General features: G+C 63.3%; 11 protein-coding genes and 1 tRNA gene. 6 read left to right on the top strand and 6 right to left on the bottom strand.

All coding sequences use genetic code 11. From position 1 onward, the window contains the following. The first annotated feature begins 3 nt into the window (after nt 1-3). Nucleotides 4-99: transfer RNA gene (locus EK23_RS06980), tRNA-Sec, on the top strand. Nucleotides 100-234: 135 nt separating this feature from the next. On the opposite strand, the gene EK23_RS06975 is transcribed toward EK23_RS06980, so the two are convergent. Then, nucleotides 235-1245, bottom strand: coding sequence for a hypothetical protein (locus tag EK23_RS06975; RefSeq protein WP_045224592.1), 1011 nt, complete (start codon nt 1243-1245; stop codon nt 235-237). A gap of 369 nt (nt 1246-1614) precedes the next feature. Between EK23_RS06975 and EK23_RS06970 the strand changes: the two genes are divergently transcribed. The 5 genes from EK23_RS06970 (at nt 1615) to selD (ending at nt 6404) form a co-directional block, all read left to right on the top strand. Then, complete coding sequence (locus EK23_RS06970; protein ID WP_145998586.1) at nt 1615-2739, top strand: hypothetical protein; 1125 nt, start codon at nt 1615-1617, stop codon at nt 2737-2739. Between the two features lie 140 nt (nt 2740-2879). Next, nucleotides 2880-3086 carry a hypothetical protein gene (locus EK23_RS06965; protein ID WP_045224590.1) on the top strand — a complete coding sequence of 69 codons (207 nt, stop codon included), beginning with the start codon at nt 2880-2882 and terminating at the stop codon, nt 3084-3086. A 239-nt stretch (nt 3087-3325) separates the two neighbouring features. After that, complete coding sequence (locus tag EK23_RS06960; protein WP_045224589.1) at nt 3326-4441, top strand: acyl-CoA dehydrogenase family protein; 1116 nt, start codon at nt 3326-3328, stop codon at nt 4439-4441. Nucleotides 4442-4450: 9 nt separating this feature from the next. Continuing rightward, nucleotides 4451-5308: a phosphate/phosphite/phosphonate ABC transporter substrate-binding protein gene (locus tag EK23_RS06955; protein WP_045224588.1), complete on the top strand. Its 858-nt coding sequence runs from the start codon at nt 4451-4453 to the stop codon at nt 5306-5308. Between the two features lie 52 nt (nt 5309-5360). Further along, nucleotides 5361-6404 carry a selenide, water dikinase SelD gene (gene selD, locus EK23_RS06950; protein WP_045224699.1) on the top strand — a complete coding sequence of 348 codons (1044 nt, stop codon included), beginning with the start codon at nt 5361-5363 and terminating at the stop codon, nt 6402-6404. A 3-nt stretch (nt 6405-6407) separates the two neighbouring features. Here the strand turns inward: selD and EK23_RS06945 are convergent, their stop codons facing one another. The 5 genes from EK23_RS06945 to EK23_RS21605 form a co-directional block, all read right to left on the bottom strand. After that, nucleotides 6408-8798, bottom strand: a complete 2391-nt coding sequence (locus tag EK23_RS06945) for a sucrose synthase (RefSeq protein WP_200892108.1) — start codon at nt 8796-8798, stop codon at nt 6408-6410. A gap of 39 nt (nt 8799-8837) precedes the next feature. Next, complete coding sequence (locus EK23_RS06940) at nt 8838-9770, bottom strand: PfkB family carbohydrate kinase (protein ID WP_045224587.1); 933 nt, start codon at nt 9768-9770, stop codon at nt 8838-8840. Between the two features lie 89 nt (nt 9771-9859). Beyond that, nucleotides 9860-13135 (bottom strand): EAL domain-containing protein, encoded by a 3276-nt coding sequence (locus EK23_RS21610; RefSeq protein WP_052808007.1) that lies wholly within the window; start codon nt 13133-13135, stop codon nt 9860-9862. A gap of 17 nt (nt 13136-13152) precedes the next feature. Then, entirely contained in the window at nt 13153-13599 is a 447-nt protein-coding gene (locus EK23_RS06930; protein ID WP_045224586.1) for a response regulator, read from the bottom strand. Nucleotides 13600-13601: 2 nt separating this feature from the next. Continuing rightward, complete coding sequence (locus EK23_RS21605; protein WP_052808006.1) at nt 13602-15386, bottom strand: sensor histidine kinase; 1785 nt, start codon at nt 15384-15386, stop codon at nt 13602-13604. Nucleotides 15387-15553 lie beyond the last annotated feature (167 nt).

Genomic DNA, 15553 nt, shown 5'->3' with positions numbered 1-15553 from the left:
AATGGAAGAGCATCGTCCCCGGTGGGGCGGCCGGTCTTCAAAACCGGTTGAGGCCGTGAGACGGCCTCGGGCGGGTTCGACTCCCGTTCTCTTCCGCCATTGGCGTTCATAGAATTTGTCTGGTCCCGCACCTCCTCACGGCGTTTAGGTCCGCATGGAATGCGCCGCACGCTTTTCGGCAGATCGATCACGAGCGGGTGGGCAGTAAACAGCCCACCTTGGAATTCCGTCTCGTCATTGGGGTAGAACAGCCGCAGCTTGGGTGCTCTGCCTTTCAATACGCTGGCTGTCGTCCTTGCCGGCTAGGGTACCGCGCAGCTTGAGCAGGTTCTTCAGGGCTCCATACCAGAAAGGCGCGCCCAAGCTCATCAGAAACACGGAAAGTACAATCCCCATGGCATTTACGTTTTTCCAGTTTTTGTACCAGTCGTCCACCGATCCGGGAATTGTGAGAACGTCGAGTTTCATTAATTCCCTTAACTCAGCCTTCTGTTTTTCCGTCAGCGCGGCGGACACCGGGTCCGACGGCGGCTGCTCCCCTGCCTTCCGATAGGCTTGTTCCACCAGCGTATTGCGTAATTGATCGTCCACGGAAAGCCGGTTGATCAGCGTCACCGTGTCGAGTTGGAAGAGCAGGGCGACCGCCACGGAGCAGATGAAGGTGATGCCGCGCGTGGTGAAGGTGAACCGGTCGGAGACCCGGTCGATGGTCTGGTCGAACCAGCTGTTGATCTTTGCCACCAGCTTGCTATTGGCTTCCTGCATGAGCGCCCGGGCCTGGCGAGTACAGTTGGCTAGTTCGGGCTTGTCGAGTTCCAACTGCAAGGCCATGTCTCGGACCCGCTCCACCGTTGCCTTGGGGTCCTGGATACCATTGTCCTGCAGTGTCTTCAGCAAGGTCTGCCGGGTCTCCGCTCCCAGTTTTTCCAGGCAGTTGGCGGGTGCCTGGCCGGATGCCAGGTCCATCAGCAGTTTGGTGAATTCCTCCCGATGGATGGCCGCGCCATAGCGCTGCCCCACGTCGCGGATCATGGGATGGCTCAGCACGGCCCCGCACACCGATTCGGCGATCTTGCGATCGATCTGCGGGTCGATCTGCTGCAGCAGGTCCGCAAGGCCTTGCAGCAGATGGCGCCCGCGGGTGTTGCCGATACTGGTGACAAACTGGGTCAGCACCGTTACCACCATGCTGGCAACCAGCATGACGACGGTCAGGGCCAGCAGGATATCGATGGTCTTCAACATGACGGCTTTCTCCCTTGAAAGCGCCCTCTGAGGGGCATGCGGCCTTAACTTAACCCAAAAGGCGTTTAATTCCCCCTTGCTTACCGCAGCCTATTCATTCATACACCGGAAGCCTCGCGGAGGCCGTAGTGTGGTGGTTTACCCGAGCGCCATCAGGTAAGTAGTCAGCAGGCCGGCTGCGAAATCTTTCCTTGACGCATTGCCCATCCAGAGAGGGAAACCGGCGTCAGTGGTCTGCGGAATCCCGGCAGGCCGGAGGGGCCGGCACCTTCACGATACCCTTGACGGCACTTGCCCCGCGGGTGATCCTTCAGGCTGTGTTTTGCGCCATTCCGTCCCCCCTTGTTTTTCCGATCGTTCTGGAGATCCATGATGCGCCACCCTTTTTCTGTCCACGCACTCCTCATGGCCTCTGCCATGCTCTCGGCGTTGGTGGCCGCCCCGGCGTTCGCCGCCGTCCCCGGTGAAAAATCAGGTTTACGCCTCTTGGTTATTTTGGGCGTCCGCAATGTCGGGCCGCCGCTCTGCTTTATCAGCGGCGAGGGAGCGCGGGGGCCCGACACGACGGTTACCCTGATTCGGAACGGGCTGGAGATTCGCAAGCAGACCACGCCCACATTCGTCGAGAATGGCTTCTTCGCGGCGGAATGGGACTGTGGCTCCGCTGATGAGGGTCGGGCTCGGATCGGAGACCTCGTCGTGGCCGAATCCGGCGGTGAGACACATCGCCTCGAGGTTCCGGACGTTCGGCCCGAGATCGACGTGCGGGCCGACCGCGCATCGGGCAGAGTTCCGCCCGGTTCGCTGGAAGTCGTGGTAATCGATTGCGTCATCGGTCGGGAATGCTCCGGAGACACGCTCTTTCTGCACCCGGAAATCCGGCGTAATGGGCGCTGGTCCATCGATGTGCGCGGCCAGTTCGATATTCAGGGGGGCGACGCGGTCGGCGTGAGCTGGACCAATCCCCAAGGCGACTCGGTCAACGTGTTGTACGGGGCACCGCACATAACGGCTCAGAACGGCTCTCCGGTGGTCGGCGGCCACGCAAATCCGGGCGAGCGCGTAAGAGTCGCGCTGTTTGGTCCAAATGGTTCGTTCAAGGCCCTGGGCACCCAGCGGGTCACGAACGATGAGGGCATTTTCTCGATCACGATGAGCCGAGGCGGCAGCGCGGTGCCGGTCGAAATCGGCGACGTGCTGCGCTCGAATGTTTTTCGCGGTGCTGCTATCGAAACCATAGACGGGCAACTGGCTGTCGACGCGGAGTCGAGCCTGATCAACGCCGTATGCTTCCCCAAATCCGAATGGCATATTCAGGTCACCACGCCGAACAGTATCTACGGGCACAACGGCGTGGCCGAGCTGAGCGGCCTGGTGCAGGAAGATCGCTCAGTTTCGCAGGATGAAATTCCCATGCGCGCGGACGATGAGGTGAAGCTTTGGTGCACCAATCCCCAGGGTAACTCCCAATTGTTCGTGGCTAACCCACTCTGAATTTTTTTCCGGCTCGAGCTTGCACCATAGCTCACGGCCTGGTGGGTGCTTTTTTGACAGGCATGCTGTCCTGGCCTGAGAATAGCGAAAAATCCTGAGCCATTAGCCTCAGCGTACCCAGACACGCTGCGAGATGACATATGCCTGAATGCAGTACCGACGACGACCGTGCCGATCAGGGGGCAGACCCATTCATGGATGCGGCGGAAAACGCTGATGTGGTCCGGCAGCAGAGTGAGCGCCTCACGGCGGTTGCCCTGGCGCATCAGGCCGAACAGCGCGCGAAGGGACGCGATATCAGCCTGACGACGGCCATCATCGAGATCATCACCCAGAAGGATCAGTAAGCGCGCGGCCTGCGCGTGTCCTGATTCGCCTGCCCGCGTCGGGGTCTGCGCGGTTACCAGCATTTCTTCTGCCAGCCGTGCTCACGGACGGTCCGGGCTGCGCGGCTGCCCGGTCCATGGCACAATGGGGACGAAAGCCCAATACGCGCATTCTGCCTGAGGGCCTTCGTCCATCGCCCGCAGCCCCTTGGTTTCGGGACTTTCCGGCTTGCGCCGCTTTTCATGTGACAGGTCTGCCCATGAAACAGCTTGAAGCACTTGATACCCTCGTTGCGTCCATCGTCGAACCCGCCGCCACCCAGGTGGACCGCGATGCCGTTTTTCCCTCCACTGCACTGGATGCGCTGGCTGACGCGGGCCTTCTCGGCCTGTTGAGCGCGCCCGAGGTCGGTGGCCTCGGAGGTTCGTTCGCCGACGCCAGCCGGGTGGTCACCGGCCTGGCGCGCAGTTGCGCCTCGACCGCCATGGTAGTGACCATGCATTACTGCGCCACCGCCGTGATCGAGAAGCATGGCGGAGACGCCGTGCGGCGGGAAATCGCCGCCGGCCGCCACGTCTCCACCCTGGCCTTTTCCGAATCCGGCTCGCGCAGCCATTTCTGGGCGCCCGTCAGCGGGGCGGTGCCCGAGGGCGATGCAATCGCGCTGTCCGGCGCCAAGACTATGGTGACCTCGGCCCTCAAGGCCGATTCCTACGTGTGGTCGTCCCGGCCGGTGACGGCGGAGGGCGCAAGCACCCTGTGGCTGGTGGATGCCGCTAACCCTGGCTTGAGCCAGCCCAAGGCCTTCGACGGACTGGGCCTGCGCGGCAATGCCTCGGCGCCGGTGACGGCTAAAGCCGCCAAAGTCTCCGTTTCCGATCGTTTAGGGGCCGACGGCGAGGGCTTCGCCATCATGATGGAAACCGTGCTGCCCCTATTCTCCGTGCTGAATGCCTCCTGCTCCCTGGGGCTGATGGAATCGGCCTTGGAGCGCGCCGTCGGCCACGTTTCCGGAGCGCGCTTCGATCATCTAGGCTCCAGCCTGGCCGAACTGCCGACCCTGCGCGCCTATCTGGCCCGAGCCCGGATTCGCGCGGACATGGTCAGAACCCTGCTGGACGACACCTTGGACGCCCTGGCCGGCGGGCGCAGCGACGCACTGCTGCGGGTGCTGGAGATCAAGGCCGCGGCGGCGGAGGCGGCGCTGGAGGTGACCGACACCGCCATGCGGGTCTGCGGCGGGGCGGCGTTCCGCAAGGACCTGGGCATCGAGCGCCTGTTCCGGGATGCCCGCGCGGCGTCGGTGATGGCACCCACCTCCGATGTGCTCTACGACTTCGTCGGCAAGGCCCTATGCGGCCTGCCGCTGTTTTGAGGAGGGGCCATGACTGAAACGCTGGTGATGGGGGCGGTGGCCTATTCGCCCCAGGTCGTGACCATCTGGGAAGGCTTCAAGGCGCATTTCCTCGCCCAGGGCCTGGATTTCGACTATGTGCTGTTTTCCAATTACGAACGGCAGGTGGAGGCCCAGTTCCAGGGTGACATCCACCTGGCCTGGAACTCGCCCCTGGCCTGGGTGCGCGCCGAACGCATGGCCCGGGCGCGGGGCCTGTCGGTATCGGCGGTGGCCATGCGCGACACCGATCGCGACCTGCGCTCGATGATCGTGGCCCGCGCCGGTTCCGGCATCAAGACCTTGGACGATCTGAAGGGCAGGGCACTGGGCGTGGGCGCCATCGACTCGCCCCAGGCGACGCTGCTGCCCCTGGAGTTCCTGGCGCGGCACGGCCTGTCGGCTGGCCAGGATTTCACCGTGCAGCATTTCGATGTGCTGGGCGGCAAGCATGGCGATCACGTCGGCGGCGAGCGCGACGCGGCCCTGGCGCTGATGCGGGGGGACGTAGATGCCTGCTGCATGATCGAGGGCAACCTCGAGGTTTTTGCCGCCGAGGGCACGTTGCCGCCGGGTACCGCGCAGCCGCTGGCTGACACGGACTATTACGACCACTGCAACTTCACCACCAGTCCCGGTGCGCCGGAACCCCTGGTGGAGCGATTCTTGGAAATCCTGCTGGCCATGTCCTGGGACGATCCCGCCGTATGTCCGCTGCTGAAGCTGGAGGGCCTGCAGCGCTGGCTGCCCGGACGGACCACCGGCTATGCCGCGCTGGAACGCGCCGTGGAGCAGCAGGGGTTTTACGGTCCCGATGGCGCGATCCTGGCTGCCGGATACCGCTACTGAGGCCGGCGGCCGCACCCCGTGCAAGCTTCCCTCTCTCAAAGTTGACACGCTCATGACCGAAATCCGACTGACCTCCCTCTCCCATGGCGGCGGCTGCGGCTGCAAGATCGCGCCTGCCGTGTTGTCGCAGATCATGGCGGAACTGCCGTTGCCGGGCGGATTCCCGGACCTGCTGGTGGGCACCGAAAGCAGTGACGACGCGGCGGTTTACCGGCTCAATGAGCGGCAGGCCATCGTCGCCACCACCGACTTCTTCATGCCCATCGTCGACGACCCCCACGACTTTGGCCGCATTGCCGCTACCAACGCCCTGTCCGATGTCTACGCCATGGGCGGCCAGCCGATCCTGGCCCTGGCTGTGGTGGGCATGCCGGTGGACAAGCTGCCGCTCACCGTCGTGCGCCAGATCCTGGCCGGCGGCGTGTCGGTGTGCGCGGCGGCCGGCATTCCGCTGGCGGGCGGGCATTCCATCGACGCGCCCGAGCCCATCTACGGCCTGGTGGCGCTGGGCCTGGTGCACCCGGATCAGGTGAAGCGTAACGACCGGGGGCGGGCGGGCGATGTGCTGATCCTGGGCAAGCCATTGGGAATTGGCATACTCAGCGCGGCTCTGAAAAAGGGGCAACTGGATGAAACCGGCTATGCCCGGATGATCGAACACACCACTCAATTGAACCGCGTGGGCACGGCTTTAGGCGAGATGGACAGCGTGCACGCCATGACCGATGTGACGGGCTTCGGCCTGCTCGGCCATCTGCTTGAGATCTGCCGCGGCTCTGGGTTGGACGCGGAATTGTCCTTTAGCCAGGTGCCTGTCATCGATACGGCGCTCGCCCTGGCCGAACAAGGCGTGGCCACCGGCGCGGCAGGGCGCAACTGGGACAGCTACGGCGCCTCGGTCCGCCTGGACGCGAACGTGGCCGAGTGGCAGCGCAAGTTCCTGTGCGATCCCCAGACCAGCGGCGGCCTGCTGGTGGCCTGCGATCCGGACGGCGCCGGCGATGTGCTGGACCTGTTTCATCGACAGGGCTTTAAGCATGCGCAGATCATCGGCCGGCTGCAGGCAGGAAACGGCGGTGTGCGGGTGCAAGCCTGAGCCTCAGTCCGTCGGAACTGTCTTAGCCAGCGGACGAAACTGCAGGTGGTAGAACATGTCCAGGTAACGCCGGGTTTCCTGCCGTTCCAGATCGCTGACGAATTTCCAGAAGCCATAGATGCGCGACAGGGTCATCAGGCGTTCGGCGTAGAGCTTCCAGGTGTAGCGCTTCTCCACCCGGGCCAGGGAACCCCGCGAGATGCGCTCCCATTCCTTCGGCTGAGCCTGGCAGCGTTCCAGGAAGTCGGCGATCAATTCCGCGGCGGCGTCGCCGTTGTTGGGGTCGATGTGAAATCCCGAGCGGTTGTGCTGGATGATTTCCGACGGCCCGCCGTGGCACGTGGCGAACACCGGCAATCCTGATGCCATGGCCTCGATCAGGGTCAGGCCGAACGCCTCGAACAAGGCCGGCTGGACGAAGACCCCGCGTCCGTCCGCCACGCAGCGGTAGAGTTCCCCGGCCATCTGCTTATCCAGGCGCAACCCCACCCAGCGCATCTGCCCATCCAGCCCATGGCGGTCCATGAGTTCGTGCATGAGGCCGATCTGGTGCCGTTCCTCGTTGTCGCCCGATTGCTCCGCGTCGATGTAGCCCCCGACCACCAGCAAATTGGCCAGGCCGCGCAGCCGCGGCGAGCGGCCGTACCAGTCCACCAGGCCAGTGAGGTTCTTGATGTGGTCCAGCCGCGCCAGGGTGAAGATCAGCGGCCTGTCCCTGTCCGTGAGGACGCCGCGCACCGTGCCGGGCTCCAGATCGCCGTGGAGCAGGCGCTCGATTTCCGGGGCCAGTCCGGTGAGGCGGCGCTCGGTGTCGGTATAGGGAAAATAGGTGCCGGCGCTGGCCCCCGGCGAGACGATGTTGAATTTGGGGTCATAGAGCTCGATGCCGCCCAGCACCCGGTACAGGCCCGGCATGGTGAAGCGGCAATAGCTTTCGTACTGACCCACGGAGGATTCGGTGCCGGCGATCTCCTGGTACGTGCTGGTGATGATGAAGTCTGCCGCGTTCATGGCGATCAAATCGGCGGTGTACTGGCAGGAGAAGTGGTAGTTGGCCTCGTTGTCGGTCCAGTACAGGTCCGAATAGAGGTACTTGGTCTTCTCCAGGGCGTGAGCGATGTTGCACTGGGTGACGCCCAGGCGGCGGCTGAGCAGGGAGGCCACCAGATTGCCGTCGGAGTAGTTGCCGATGATCATGTCCGGCCGCCCGGACAGTTCCGCCATCGCCTCGTGCTCGACATCCAGGGCGAAGCGTTCCAGATAAGGCCAGACCGCAAATCGGGAAATCCAGTGGGGCACCACTTCACCGTTGTCGCGGCGGAAGGGCACCCGCAGGATCCAGGCATTTTCGCAGCCGCTGACTTTCTCCAGGCGCTGGTTGCAGGTGGTGCCCTGGGATTCCGGGATCAGGCGGCTGACGATGAGGATCTTGGGCGCGACATGCAACCCCTGGCTGGCCAGGCGGCTCTTCATTTCGTATTCCAGCGCCCGCACCTGATCGAGGATATAGACCACCTGGCCGCCGGTGTCAGGGCGACCCAGCACGTTGGCCTGGCCGAAGAAGCCGTGTGGCGAAAGGATCAGCAGGCGCGAAATCATCGGGATGCGCGCGAGGAAGGCCTCCAGGGTTTCGGGGGAGGGCGCTTCGAGAATATCCAAAAGGAAGCCCATAGTCTCCGCCACTCGGGCCGCGCAGTCGCCCCAGCCGGGGGCGAAACCCAGGCCGCGCAGGGTCTCGGCGCAGTCATTCCATGGAAGAGACTCGTCCTGGCGCTCGAGCCAGGCCAGCGCCTGGCGCAATGCCCCGCGCAGGGTCTTGGCGCTGTCGAAATGGCTGTAGACCAGCAGCGTCTGCCCATCGATGGCGTGCATGCTGAGGAAGCGCAACAGTTCGGTCTCGCCCTGCCGCGGGTTGTTGAACAAGCGGCTGGCCAACTGGCGATTGAGGAAGGTCATTCCCTGGCCGATGGATCGCGCATCCTTGATCTTGGGAAATTCGCGGTTAAAGGGACCCAGGTCGATCTCCAGGGTGTCCATGGCCGGCAGGTCGGGCCTGGCGCGCCGCTCCTTGAAGCTCAGGTAGGTGTCGACGGGGATTTCCTCCGTCACCAGGTTCTCGAAGTGGATGCGCCCGTAACGCCAGATTCCCACGCTCTCGCGGCTGGCGAAATAGGCCCAGGGCGTGTCCAGCACAGCTTCTTCCACTTGGCGGACGGCGCGGCCGAAGCTGGAGCTTTTCAGTTCCTCGCAGTGCTGCTCGGCGCAGAACGCACAGAATACCTGCCAGATATCGCTCTGCAGGAGGAACTGACGGTTCTCGGAGAAATAGCGCCTGAGGAGCATGTAGACAGTGTCGCGGTGCTCGGCGCTGAATTGAATGAGGTCTTCGATCATGGCGGGTCATCTCCCATGTTTGCCGGGGCCAGGGCTTAGCTAGGTGGCGGGTGTGTACTCCCAGTCGTTCAGAAAGGGCAGGTAGAAGGATTCGTCCAGCGGCACCGCGCCGCGGATGTTGCAGATGGCGCCGGCAAAGGCATGGGCTCGGCGCAGGGTGCGTTCAGGAGGCCAGTCGCGTATCAGCCCCAGGATAAAGACGGCGGAGAAGGCATCGCCAGCGCCTACGGTGTCGCCCGCGACCGGGGCGGCGTTGTTCGAAGCGGTCTCGGTCCGAGTCAACGCCCCCGCAGCATCCAGCATCCAGGCGCCTTCCGCGCCTTCCGTCACCAGGATGGCTTCGAGGTCATAGCCTGCGATCAGGCGAGTGGCCTGTTCGCGTGCGGCCGCTTTGGGCAATTCCAGCAAGTCCGCGACAACGGCCAGTTCCTCGCCATTGAGCTTGAGCAGGTCAGCCGTTTCCAGGGAGCGTTCGATGATGTCCCGGTCGAACCAAGGTGGGCGCAGGTTTAGATCAAGGAAACGCTTGCCACCGGTCCCGCCCAGCAAGGCCTGCAGCGCCTGCCGCGAGCCCGCGCTGCGCTGGGCCAGGGTACCGAAATAGATCAGGTGGGGAGACTGCGCGTGGTCCAACGTCAAGGCGGCTTCGATGTGGTCGTAGGCCTGGTCCGGCAGGATCTCGAAGCGGTGGCCGCCAGCGGCCATATGCACCTGGACGCGGCCGGTGGGGTGCCGGTCATCGGTCTGGATGCCTGCAGTCTCCATGCCCCAGCCGCGCAGCAGCCGCAGGAGGCGCTCGCCCAATTCATCCCTGCCGATGCGGCTGAGCAGCCTCGGACGCGCTCCGAATGCCTGTAGATGGCGGGCAACGTTGAGGGGCGCACCACCGATGCGGTCGCCGTCGGGAAACTGGTCGGCCAGCACTTCGCCGAAGACAAGGATCTCGACGCTGGCCGTGTCTGAGATTTCCATTGACCTGCATGCTATGCCGCCGGCGCGGCGACTGTCAAACCGGCGGCGTGGTGAGCGGTGTGGGGCTGGAGTGGCGGAAAACGCCGATTCTAGGGTGTCTCATCCGCCGCGATGGCCCTGCTGCCCTGGCTCGGCTGCAACCAGGCCCGCGAAACTTCGCCGGCCGGCATCGGTTTGGCGAACAGATAGCCCTGGCCGAAGCGGCAGCCTTCCCGCAACAGCCACTGCGCCTGCTCCGCAGTCTCAACGCCTTCCGCCAGAACGTCCAGACCGAGGCTCGCAGCCATGCTGATGATGGCGCGGGCGATGGCCTCATCGTTGGGATCCTTGCCGAGGTCGCGCACAAAGGACTGGTCGATCTTCAGGCGATGCAGCGGCAATTGCTTCAGGTGGCTAAGAGAGGAATAGCCGGTGCCAAAATCGTCGATGGCCAGCTTCACACCCAGGGCCCGTAAGCCATCCATGGCGGCGCGGGCGCGTTTTGGCTCGCGCATGATCATGGATTCGGTGACTTCCAGTTCCAACTGCTCCGCCTCCAATCCAGTTTCGCGCAAGACCTCCGCCACCAGCGTCGGCAGGGACTCCCGCTCCAACTGCTGTACCGACAGGTTCACGGCGATGCGCGGCACGTCCAAACCCTCGTCGCGCCAAGTGAGCATCTGCCGGCAGGCCTGGTGCAGCACCCAACTGCCCAGACGCTCGATCAGGCCGGTCTCCTCGGCCACAGGGATGAAGCGGGACGGAGAGACCCATCCAAGCTCCTTGTGGTGCCAGCGGAGCAGGGCTTCCATGCCGAGCAGCGCGCCGCTGTGGAGATCCACCTGCGCCTGATAGGCGAGTGTAAGCTCCTCCTGGCTAATGGCGCGGCGCAGCGCGTTCTCCAGGTGAAGGCGTTCGTTGGCCTGGACCGTGAGTGCCGGTGAGTAGAACTGAAAGGTGTTGCGGCCCTGGTTCTTGGCCTGGTACATGGCAAGGTCAGCATTGCGCAAAAGGGTGTCCGCATCTTCGCCATCGGCAGGGTAAAGGCTGATACCGATGCTGGCGGTAATGTAGAGTTCGTGGCCGCCCAAGGTCAGCGGTTCAACGAACAGATCCCTTAGTTTGCCGGCCACCTGGGCCACGCTGCGGGGGGATACCTCCTGCTCCAGCAATACGACGAATTCGTCGCCACCCATGCGCGCCAGGGTGTCTTCGCTGCGCAGTCGCTCGTACATGCGGCGCGCAATCGTACGCAGCAGCTCGTCGCCGACGGGGTGGCCTAAGGAATCATTGACGCCTTTGAAGCGGTCCAGATCCACGAACAGCACCGCCAACTGGGAGCCGTCGCGTTTGGCATGGTGCAGAGCGTGCTCAAGACGGCTCTTGCACAAGAGGCGGTTGGGCAGCTCGGTGAGGGAATCGTGGTGCGCCAGAAAGTCCAGAGCTTCCTGAGAACGCTTCACCGAGGTGATATCGCTGAAGACGCCCACGTAATGCGTGACTTTGCCTTCGCCGTCCTCCACCGCGCTGATGGTGAGCCACTCCGGGTAGATTTCACCATTCTTACGCCGGTTCCATATCTCGCCCACCCAGACGCCGGTCTGGTTCAGGGACGCCCAGAGGTTGTTGTAGAACAACGGGTCCTGCTTGCCGGAGGCGAGGATTTTGGCGTTTTTTCCCAGCACTTCGGCTTCCGAGTAGCCGGTGATGGTGGAGAAGGCGCGATTCACTGCCACGATGCGCCCCTGGGCGTCCGTAATCATGATGCCTTCCGTGGTGTTGTCGAAGGCCCGCTGCGCCTGCCGCAGTTTTTCCTCGTAACGCTTGCTCTCGGTGACGTCGCGCGCGATTCCGAGCACGCTCACAACCCGGCTATCCTCGCCAATCTCGGGGACGTGACGCACGTCGAATGTCCTTGTGCCCAGTTCCGGTATGCTCCAGGACACCTCGCAGCCGTTGGCGGTTCCTCGTTCGAAGACTTGCTTCACCAAGGCTGACAAATTGGTTTCATGCCCAGGCTCTCGCGGAAAAACCTGCGAGGCGAGCTTTCCGATGATGCTTTCCGGCGCCAGCCCAAAATTGCGGCCGACGCTGGGGCTGGCATAGGTGAGGCGGACGTGCCGGTCGAAACGCATGATCATGTCCGGCAGGTTTTCCACCAGGGTGCGCAGCTGCCGTTCGCCCTCCTTCAGCGCGGTAATGTCGCGGGCGATGGCCAGGACCGTGGCGACCCGACCTTGGTCGTCGAATTCGGGAACCAGGCGCACATAGTTGCAGATGCGCTTTTGCGCCGGACCGAAATCCCATTGCAGCTCCATTTCGTCGGGTGCGCCCTGCTCGAAGACGGATTTCAGCGCAAGCTCGTACGCCGCGATGCTGAGCGCCCCGGGTGACGTTTCGGTGGGTGTTTTGCCCAGCAGTTCGCTAGCCGGACGGCCGACCGTGCGCTCGAAGGCTGGATTGAGGTAAATGAGACGGCATTGGCGGTCGTAGCGGATGATCTCGTCCGGAGAGTTCTCCGCCAGTGCCCGAAACTCCTGCTCCCGCGCGTGCAGTTCCTGTTCCGTTTGCTTGCGTGCTGTGATGTCGCGCACGATGCCGATGGAGTTCCAGCTGTCCTCCAGACGAACGGCCGACAGGGAAATCTCCACCGGAAATTCCTTGCCACTCTTGCGCTTCGCGACCAGTTCCAGGGTTCGGCCGATGACGGGACCCTGGCCACTTTGGCAGAATTTGTCGAAGGAGGCGCGGAATGCCGCGTGGTACTGCTCCGGTGCCAGGTGGGTATGCAACTCGCGCCCGACGATTTCGCGTTCCGTGAAGCCGAAGATCTTTTCCGCTGCGGCGTTCCAGAACGAAATGCGCCCCCCGCCGTCCATCAAAATGATGGCGTCCTGGGCCGAGGCACTCATGGCGCGAAATTTCTCCTCGCTGTCCCGCAGGGCTTTCTGCGCCATTTGCAGATCGCGACGCTCGCGCTCTTCGGCCAGCGCCCGGCTCACCGCGGCCGGCAGCCGGGCGAGACGGTCCTTGAGCACGTAGTCGCGCGCGCCTGCCTTGAGCAGTTCAACCGCCAATTCATCGCCCATGGCCCCCGTAACCATGACCACCGGCGTGTGCGGATAAAACTGGAAGACCAGATCGAGGGCGGTGCGACCGTCGAACGTGGGAAGGTTGTAATCGGAGAGGACGATGTCCGGGTGAAATTCCGCCAGGGCGGCGAGAAATCCGTCGCGGGTTTGTACGCGCCGCGCGGTGAATGCGATCCCGGCTTCGCCCAGCGCCACTTCCATGAGCTCCGCATCCAGCGCGCTGTCCTCCAGCATCAGGATGCGGATTGCCCCATCCCCGGCTGTCGGGGGGGCGGCCAGATTGTCGTCAGCCATTATCGCACTCGCCCTGTCTAGGGTCTGGGCGGCCGGTTGAGCAGAAGCCAGTAGAGGCCCAACTGCGCCACAACCCGCGCGAAGGCCTCAAATTCCACCGGTTTGCTGACGAAGCTGTTGACACCCAGACCGTAGCTCTCGGTCACATCGCGCTCTTCCTTGGACGAGGTCAGCACCACCACCGGAATGCCGCGGGTCTTCTCGTCGGCCTTGATGGCCTTGAGGACTTCCATGCCATCCACCTTTGGCAATCGCAGGTCCAGCATGATGACCTTCGGTGGGGCATCTTCCGAACGGTCCGCATAGTTGCCGCGTCCAAAGATAAAGTCCAGTGCCTGCGCTCCGTCCTTCAACCAGACCAGGTGGTTTGCCAGGTTGCCTTCGCGTAGCGCCTCGATGGTGAGTTCGGCGTCGGTGGGGTTATCCTCGACCAGGAGAATTTCAACTGCATCGTGTACGGACATGGTCAGCCTCCTTCCATCGGAAGGGTAAATCGGAAGGTCGCGCCGTGGCCGATCCGGGCCTCCGCGTCGACAGAGCCGCCGTGGCGGGGCACGACCCGCTTGACGATGGCAAGGCCGATGCCGGTGCCTTCAAATTCATCAATGGCGTGCAATCGTTGAAAGACGCCAAAAAGTTTGTGGCGGTAGGTAGGGTCGAAGCCGACCCCGTCGTCCTTCACATAGTATAGGTTCTTACCGATCGTCTTCATACCACCCGCCTCGATATGGCACACGGTCCTGGTTTGGGTGAACTTGACTGCGTTCGCAAGCAGGTTCAGCCAAACCTGCCGCAGCATGGCGGCGTCCCCCCGGGCCGGGGGCATGGGCTTGAGCTCCAGACGTATTTCCCGCCCGGCTCGCATGGCTTCCAGCTCCTGCCATGCGCTTCGCGCCAGGGACTCCATGTCCACGTGTGAGTGATGCAGTTCCTGACGTCCGGTTCTTGAAAATGCGAGAATGTCGTCGATCAGCTGCGCCATGCGCGTGACATTGCCGCGCACGATTCGGAGCAGGCGTATTGCCTCGGGGTCTAAGATTTCTTCGTAGCGTTTCGTCAACAGAGCGGAAAATCCGTCGATGGCACGCAAGGGTGCGCGTAAATCATGGGACACGGAATAGGAAAAGGCCTCCAATTCCTGGTTGGCCGCCGCCAGGGCCTCCGTGCGAGCCCTAACCAAGTCCTCCAGGTGTTCCCGATGCCTGCGCAGTTCCTCCTCCGCGCGCTTGCGTTTGCTGATGTCCGAGGCGGTGAACAGCAAGTGAGGCCTATCGCCGACCAGGAAGCGGGACAGGAAGCAATCCAAGGCAGCCGTTTTCCCATAGCGCGTGTGCAGGACGACTTCCCGATGACGTGTCTGACCATCGCGCAAGCTGGCCTCGGCGAGTTCATGCAGGCCCGATTCGTGCCACGCCTTGATGTCCCGGAAGTTATGGCTCCGCAATTCCGCCGCTGGCCCTCCGATCATCTCGGCGATGGCCTCGTTGGCGAGCACGCAGTTGCCGGTCTCGCCCTCATAGGCCGTGATTCCCGCCGGGGAATGGGTCAGGAGGGTGTTAAGGAAGGTATAGGAACGGGCCAGGGCGGCTTCCGCATCGTTGCGGGCTGCCATCTCATTGCGCAGGGCGTGCTGCTCCTCCAGCAGGGCCATCACCATCAGGCCCATGCCGATGGCGGCGCTAAACAGGGCAAACAGGGTAAAGCCGTACGGCGCATACCAGGTCAGGCGTGTAAACGGATAGGAGGCCGTGCTGCCGGCATGCAGCCACATGAGGACGGCCAGCACTGGCGGAACCCAATTGTGGTCTTCGCGCCGCAAGCGCCAGAGGTAAACGCCGGCCAGCACAAACAAGCTGGCGCCCGCGGCATGGAGCGGTGCGGTACTCAAGGAAAATGGGAGGTCGGCGGCTCTCGCGGCCAGCACCCAAAGCATCATCAGGACCGGCGTGGCAAAGAGGCCGGGGTGGCTGCGCCTGGCCGGATCGTAAGCGCGTATGCCGAGCCACAAGGCCGTAACCCAGACGACATAAAGCAGATCGCTGGGCAGGCGCAGATCAGCCTGTCCGGCGAGTGTCAGCAATTGGCAGGCGAGACGACCCGCATAGGTGAAATAAGCGATCGCAAGCAGGCGGTAACAGCGGGTCGCCGCGGGCGAGAGGTGATTGCGCGATAGTGCGACATAAAAAGTGGCGACCAGGCAGGAGATCAGCCCGGAGACGAGCATGACGGTCGGCAGGGAAAGCCCGTTCATGAGTCTGGCTCCGCCTTGAGATTGTGATGGCTTGAGTCGCAGAGTCCTTCGGATTCAGTGTTCAATTTCGGGCGGCCATCGGCGCATGTTACCAATGCTCCGTCACACCTTCGCTCCGGCGCCAGCCGCGGGACCGCCGGGAGAGGGCCGACATCCATCCGTTTCAC

The sequence above is a fragment of the Methyloterricola oryzae genome, from assembly GCF_000934725.1.
In the GTDB taxonomy this organism is placed as follows: domain Bacteria; phylum Pseudomonadota; class Gammaproteobacteria; order Methylococcales; family Methylococcaceae; genus Methyloterricola; species Methyloterricola oryzae.
The sequence above is the reverse complement of the archived record's forward strand: the minus strand, read 5'-3'. Positions and strand labels throughout refer to the sequence as shown.

Bases quoted from the DNA above. Each gene is read 5' to 3' on its own strand.
- EK23_RS21610 (WP_052808007.1), bottom strand. From the start codon at position 13,135: ATGGCTGACGACAATCTGGCCGCCCCCCCGACAGCCGGGGATGGGGCA.
- EK23_RS06965 (WP_045224590.1), top strand. From the start codon at position 2,880: ATGCCTGAATGCAGTACCGACGACGACCGTGCCGATCAGGGGGCAGAC.
- EK23_RS06970 (WP_145998586.1), top strand. From the start codon at position 1,615: ATGATGCGCCACCCTTTTTCTGTCCACGCACTCCTCATGGCCTCTGCC.
- EK23_RS06975 (WP_045224592.1), bottom strand. From the start codon at position 1,245: ATGTTGAAGACCATCGATATCCTGCTGGCCCTGACCGTCGTCATGCTG.
- EK23_RS21605 (WP_052808006.1), bottom strand. From the start codon at position 15,386: ATGAACGGGCTTTCCCTGCCGACCGTCATGCTCGTCTCCGGGCTGATC.
- EK23_RS06955 (WP_045224588.1), top strand. From the start codon at position 4,451: ATGACTGAAACGCTGGTGATGGGGGCGGTGGCCTATTCGCCCCAGGTC.
- selD (WP_045224699.1), top strand. From the start codon at position 5,361: ATGACCGAAATCCGACTGACCTCCCTCTCCCATGGCGGCGGCTGCGGC.
- EK23_RS06960 (WP_045224589.1), top strand. From the start codon at position 3,326: ATGAAACAGCTTGAAGCACTTGATACCCTCGTTGCGTCCATCGTCGAA.
- EK23_RS06930 (WP_045224586.1), bottom strand. From the start codon at position 13,599: ATGTCCGTACACGATGCAGTTGAAATTCTCCTGGTCGAGGATAACCCC.
- EK23_RS06940 (WP_045224587.1), bottom strand. From the start codon at position 9,770: ATGGAAATCTCAGACACGGCCAGCGTCGAGATCCTTGTCTTCGGCGAA.
- EK23_RS06945 (WP_200892108.1), bottom strand. From the start codon at position 8,798: ATGATCGAAGACCTCATTCAATTCAGCGCCGAGCACCGCGACACTGTC.